The organism is Pseudoflavonifractor phocaeensis (assembly GCF_016901955.1).
GTDB lineage: Bacteria > Bacillota > Clostridia > Oscillospirales > Oscillospiraceae > Flavonifractor > Flavonifractor phocaeensis_A.
This window is the reverse complement of record NZ_JACJLC010000125.1, coordinates 1-5,789: the sequence shown is the minus strand read 5'-3', so window position 1 is coordinate 5,789 and position 5,789 is coordinate 1. Positions and strand designations below refer to the sequence as shown.

The window sequence follows — 5,789 nt, the reverse complement described above, 5'->3', positions numbered from 1 at the left end:
TGACAGCTTCTTCTCTTTTGCCTTTTGCCCTGAAAACTTCGATGTTGGCAGGGCCGGTTTCGTGCACCCTTTTTCATCTGTCCTGAACCGTTACCTGCTTTCACACTAACCTCCGCAATATGTTTGGATACGCTGGATGTGGCGCCTGGAAACGGTCTTTCCGCTCCCACGCGCCGCACCCAGCGGAATTTGATGTAAGATCCGGGATGGCGTCAGTCAAACAGATCCTGGTCGTCCTCTCCCCATGGCTCCTCCTCCGGCGGCCCGCCGGCCTGGTCCCCCAGCAGCTCGGTGGCCCGCATCCGGCGGGACATCTTCATCTCCTCCACCTGACGGTGGAGCAGCTCCTTGACCTCCCGGGGACTTTTGATGTTCACCAGATCCAGGTGGGGGGTGGTCTTGTCGGAGGAGTGGACGCATACGGTACCCACTCCAAAGATCCGCTGGCCCAGAGACCGGCGCAGCTCCAGGTCCCGCACCCGGTAGAGAAGGACCTCTTCCTCCTTCAGGTTGAACAGGCCGGTTTCCCGAAAGATCCGGTCCTCACTGATCCGGTACCGGGTAAAGGTAATGGGCAGGCCCAGGATCCGCTTTCTGTCCTTCCACAGATAATTGATGGGCTCCATGCTGTTGCGCTCCTTTCCGTATCTCCAGTGGGGGCGTTTACTCAAAGCTGTTGTTCTCCGCCCGGCGCAGCAGGGCGGCCACCGAAAGCTGGGACAGGTAGACCATGGGCGGGCCCTGCTCCCGGCGGCACAGCACAAAGGCCCGGGGCAGATCGTCGGAAACGTTGATTACCCTTCCCTCCTTTTCCGCCCGCTCCAGGAATTTACGGGTCAGGTGGGAGGAGGTGGTGTTGTCCAGGTCGAAAAGGCCCACGATGTCCCTGTGGGCCACCACCACGTTCTGACCCAGATGCAGATACATTACCCTTTCCCCCTGTCGTCAATGATCCTGGGCCGCCACAGCCGCCGATACAGCAGCCAGCCCAGCAGCAGCCCCAGGAAAAATCCCAGGGCAGGCAGGCCGGGGATAAAGATCAGCTGAGTGGCGGGGGAATTGTCTGATTTCCACAGGTTGAGCCGGTAGACCACAATACCGGCCACCACTGCCGCCGAAACCACGGGGGGAAGCAGCTTCCACAGCCGGCTCCCCTTCCGGGTAAACTGGCATACCAGAAATTCCAACAAAAAGCCTCCCACCAGGGGAATCAAGGCCAAAATAAGGTAAATCATCCTGTTCTCCTAACGCTGTTTCCATGGGCGGGACCGCTCATCACTCCGCGGCGTAACCGCCGAGCCAGGTGTTCATCACACCAAAGCACCGCTGTGGATATGGAAGGTCTTCCCCTCTCCCAGCCGGTCCAGGCCCATTTCCTGACAGCAGGTAATAAACACCTGGCCGCCATTGATGCGGTTGAGTACAAATTCCTGCCGTTTTTCGTCTAATTCAGACAGAACATCGTCCAGCAGCAGCACCGGCCACTCCCCGGTATCCTGAAAAAAAATCTCCCGGGAGGACAGCTTCAAAGAAAGGGCGGCGGTGCGGGTCTGGCCCTGGGAAGCGAAGGTCTTGGCGCTCATGCCGTCCAAAGTCACCGTCAGATCGTCCTTGTGAGGACCTGACAGGCACTGCCGGGCCTCCAGCTCCGCTTTGCGGTGGGTTTTCTGGTGCTCCAGCAGCCCCTCCAGGATCTCCCGGGCGGGGGCCAGAGGGTCTGTGACAGTGCTCACCGTCTGGTACTCCAGCCCCAGCGCCTCCCGTCCCCCGGAGAAATCCCGGTGGATGGGAGGCGTGACCTCCCGCAGACGTTTGATGAAGTGGGCCCGGTAATGGATGACCAGGGCCCCGGTCTGGGCCATGCGCAGGTTGAATTCCTCCAGGGTGTCCAGCAGAGAGGGGTGGTCCTCCCAATCCCGCAAGATCCGGGTCTTGTGCTCATACAGCCGCCGGTATTCCGCCAGGGCCTGGGCGTACCTTGGCCGCAGCTGGCAGATACAGGTATCCAAAAACCGACGGCGCACTGCCGCCCCCTCCCGGATGAGATACAGGTCCTCCGGACAGAAGAGCACCGTGTTCAGCACTCCCGCCAGCTCTCCAGCGGTTTTGAGGCGCACTCCGTTGGCGTATAGCTGCCGCCGCACCCCCCGACCCAGCCTGGCCTCCAAAGTAAAGTCCCGGTCCCGGGAAAAGACCTCCGCCCGCACCAGGGCGTGGTCCTCTCCCATTCGGATGAGCTCCCGGTCATACCGGGCCCGGTGGGAGGAGGCAGTAGACAGATAGGCCACGGCCTCCAGCAGATTGGTCTTGCCCTGGGCGTTTTCTCCCCAGATCACATTGACTTTTGGGGAAAACTCCCCTTCAAACCGGCAATAGTTGCGAAATTGCTCCAGATCAATCCGGCGGACGATCATACCACTTCCACGCGCAGGTCGTCCAGGGTGATCACGTCGCCGGGCCGCAGCTTTTTGCCCCGCATGGTGCAAGTCTCCCCGTTGACCCCAACCTCGCCGGCCTGTATGCGCTCCTTGGCCTCGCCGCCGGTCTCCACCAGGCCTTCAAATTTCAGCAGCGCCTCCAGTTTAATGAATTCCGTGTGGATCTTCACTTGAATGGTCTTCATTTCCGCCCCTCCTGGATGGAGACCAGCAGCTCCCACAGCTCCGGGATGGCCCGCTTCAGGGCCACCGGCCGGGCCTTTACCCGGTCGTAGAAGAAGTGGCCGGAAGTGCCCTCCGCCCGCAGCTCCCCGGTCTCGGCATTGTACATCTTGTAGCTCAGCTCCATTTTGGCGGGAGACAGGGAATTGACCGCCATGTGGATGGCTACCGTCTCCCCGAACCGGGTCATGGAGCGGTATTTGCAGCTGACGTCGGTAACGGCAAAGTCCAGCTGAGCGTCCACCGCCCGGTGGTAGCTCCAGCCGATCTGGTCCATAAAATCAGTGCGGGCCTCCTCCATCCATAGGATATAATTTCCATGATGGACGATGCTCATGCCGTCTGTCTCATAAAACTGCACTTTGTGCAGATATGGTTTCAGTTCCAACTCTTTTTATCTCCTATCTTACAACTCCACACTGGCTTATTCCCCGGCCTTCAACCGGACGGGCAACACCATATACAGGAAATTTTCTTCTCCCTCGGTGGGAAGGATCACGCAGGGAGATACGCTGGTGGACAACTCCAGACGTACCCGGTCGGCTGGGGCGGCCTTCAGAGCGTCCATCAGGTATTTGTTGTTGAAGCCGATCTCCAGCCCCTTGCCGTCACCCACGATGGAGCACTGATCGTAGGCGTCGCCAATGGCGGTCTTTGCGGAGATCTTCAGCACGCTGTCCCCAAATACGCACCGGAGGGGGGATTTGAGCTTTTCAGTGATCATCAGGGAGGCCCGGTCGATGGCAATCAGCAGGGCCTTGGTATCCGCCTCCAGACAAATGGTGTTGTTCCGGGAAATGGCCTGACGGTAAGCCAAAAACTCTCCCTCCAGCCGGCGGGTGACCAGCATGGTGGAGCCCACCTTGAACATGATGTGGCGGGCGCCCTGGGTCACCGACACCGGCTCGTCACAGTCGGCGCAGATCTTTTCTACCTCTGACAGGGCGTTGCCGGGCACCACAAAGGAAAAGGAAGGGGCTCCCTCCTTTTTCTCCACCGCCTCGTGGCGGAGGGCCAGCCGGAACCCGTCCAGGGACACCACGGTAAGGCCGGTGTCGTCGGCCTCAAAGAGGGAGCCGGTGATCACCGGCCGGCTTTCGTTGTCGCTGACGGCAAAGATGGTCTGGGCGATCATGGCTTTCAGCTTGGACTGGGACAGGACCAGGGAATTTTGGTACTCCACCGCGGGCAGCTCGGGAAATTCCTCGGGATCGGTGCCCAAAATATTGAACCGGGTGGGGCCGCAGGTGATGCACACCATAAAGCCGTCGCTTTGAAAGGTGATGGTATCATCGTCCAGCTTTCGGATGATCTCGCCAAACAGCCGGGCGGCCAGCACCATGGTGCCGGCCTGGGTCACTTCGGCGGGCACGGTGGTGCGGATGCCGGTATCAAGATTATAGCCGGTGAGCCGCAGCCCGTCCTCATTGGCCTCCAGCAGGATACCCTCCAGAGCTGGAATGGAGCTCTTGGGGGATACTGCCCGGGCGGCGGTGGAGATGGCGGACTGGAGCAGGGCTTTTTCGCAGGAAAATTTCATAACAGATTCAGACCTCCGTTTCGACAGGAGAGGGCGCCAGCGCCCCCTCTCCGCGCTCCTCCAGGAGAGAGGAGGGGATAAGTTCGTAATAGTAAGCCGTAGGGGAAAATCATGTGGAAAAGTCCCTCAAAGCCTTGTGGCCCATGGAGCGCGCCGTCCACAGGGGATGTGGACAAAAAAAGGGGGATTTCCACAGGGGCGCAGAACCAAAAAAGTTTTCCACATGACCCTTTCCACATATCCCCGAACCACTGTGGAAATGTGGAAAGGGATCTTCCAGACGGGTTTCCAGTTGAATGGGATAAATATTCAATGAATATTCATAGAATTGGATTCTGTATTCATTCGTACCTGGCGTTGATATTGGCGTTGATGTCCTTGATGACCTCGGCGATCTCAGGAGACTGCTTGGTCAGCTTTTCGATGCGGTCGATGGAGTGCATAACGGTAGTGTGGTCCCGGTTATCAAATTCCTTGCCGATCTCCTTCAGGGACAGGTTGGTCATCCGGCGGATCTGATACATGGCGATCTGTCTGGCCAGGGCGGTATCCTTGGTGCGACCCTGGCCCCGAAGGGCTTCCACGTCAATGTTGTAAAACTTGCTTACCTCGTCGATGATGATCTCCGGGGATGGAAGGAACTCCGCCTTGTCCTTGAACATATCCCGTACCGCCCGGGTAACGGTGTCCACGTCCACGCTCTCCCCCATCAACTCCTGGAAGGCCAGGATCTTGTTGACGGTACCCTCGATCTGCCGCACGTTGGAGGTAATGTTTTCGGCAATATACTGGAGCACCGGGTCGGGCAGGTTCATGCCCCGGCGGATGGCCTTGGTCTTGATGATGGCCACCCGGGTCTCGTAGTCAGGGGGTTGGATGTCCACGGGCAGACCCCATTCGAACCGGGTGCGCAGCCGGTCGTCCAGCCGCAGCATCTCCTTGGGGGGACGGTCGGCGGTGAACACAATCTGCCGTCCCGCCTCGTACAGGGTGTTGAAGGTGTGGAACATCTCCTCCTGGGTGGACTCCCGGCCGGCGATGAACTGCACGTCGTCCATGAGGAACACGTCGGCGGAGCGGTACTTTTCCCGGAACTCCGGGTTGCGGCCCTCCCGGATGGCCTGGATCAGCTCGTTGGTGAAGGAGTCCCCCTTGATATAGACGATGCGGTAGTCCGGGTGGTTGCGGTGGATCTTGTGAGCGATGGCATAGAGCAGGTGGGTCTTGCCCAGGCCGGACTCGCCGTAAATAAACAGGGGATTGTAGGTCTGGGCGGGCTGTTCGGCCACCGCCTGGGCGGCGGCGTGGGCAAACTTGTTGGAAGCCCCCACCACAAAGCGGTCAAAGGTGTATTCCTCGGTACCCGGCAGAAAAACGTCGTCGTTTTTCTTCTTGCCATAGCCCTCCAGCTCCCCCTCTCCCAGGACCACCACCTCAAAATCGGCGGAAAACAGTTCATGAAGGGCCTTTTGGATGTTGGGCAGGTAGCGGGAGGTGATGATATCCCGCTTGAAGTTGGTGGGGGTGTGGAGGACAAAGCGGTCTGACTCCAAAGCCACCGGGGTGGCGTCGTCAAACCAGGTGTTGAT

At 59.2% G+C, this 5,789-nt stretch carries 8 protein-coding genes; all 8 read right to left on the bottom strand.

The genetic code is table 11. From position 1 onward, the window contains the following. Positions 1-212: 212 nt before the first annotated feature. Entirely contained in the window at positions 213-626 is a 414-nt protein-coding gene (locus H6B51_RS16005) for a PH domain-containing protein (RefSeq protein ID WP_204884604.1), read from the bottom strand. Between the two features lie 37 nt (positions 627-663). After that, complete coding sequence (gene remB / locus H6B51_RS16000; protein WP_204884603.1) at positions 664-927, bottom strand: extracellular matrix regulator RemB; 264 nt, start codon at positions 925-927, stop codon at positions 664-666. After that, positions 927-1,235, bottom strand: a complete 309-nt coding sequence (locus H6B51_RS15995) for a Tat pathway signal protein (protein WP_204884602.1) — start codon at positions 1,233-1,235, stop codon at positions 927-929. The genes remB and H6B51_RS15995 overlap by 1 nt, the downstream gene beginning before the upstream one ends. A 75-nt stretch (positions 1,236-1,310) precedes the next feature. Beyond that, a complete protein-coding gene (gene recF, locus H6B51_RS15990) occupies positions 1,311-2,414 on the bottom strand; it encodes a DNA replication/repair protein RecF (protein WP_204884601.1) in 1,104 nt (367 codons plus the stop codon). Then, a complete protein-coding gene (locus H6B51_RS15985; RefSeq protein ID WP_204884600.1) occupies positions 2,411-2,623 on the bottom strand; it encodes an RNA-binding S4 domain-containing protein in 213 nt (70 codons plus the stop codon). The genes recF and H6B51_RS15985 overlap by 4 nt, the downstream gene beginning before the upstream one ends. Continuing rightward, positions 2,620-3,048, bottom strand: coding sequence for an acyl-CoA thioesterase (locus tag H6B51_RS15980; RefSeq protein WP_204884599.1), 429 nt, complete (start codon positions 3,046-3,048; stop codon positions 2,620-2,622). The genes H6B51_RS15985 and H6B51_RS15980 overlap by 4 nt, the downstream gene beginning before the upstream one ends. A gap of 36 nt (positions 3,049-3,084) precedes the next feature. After that, the gene (gene dnaN / locus H6B51_RS15975; protein ID WP_204884598.1) at positions 3,085-4,200 is read right to left on the bottom strand and encodes a DNA polymerase III subunit beta; all 1,116 of its coding nucleotides are present in this window, start codon (positions 4,198-4,200) and stop codon (positions 3,085-3,087) included. A gap of 341 nt (positions 4,201-4,541) precedes the next feature. Continuing rightward, a partial coding sequence (dnaA, locus tag H6B51_RS15970) for a chromosomal replication initiator protein DnaA (protein WP_204884597.1) occupies positions 4,542-5,789 on the bottom strand: 1,248 nt, incomplete at its 5' end.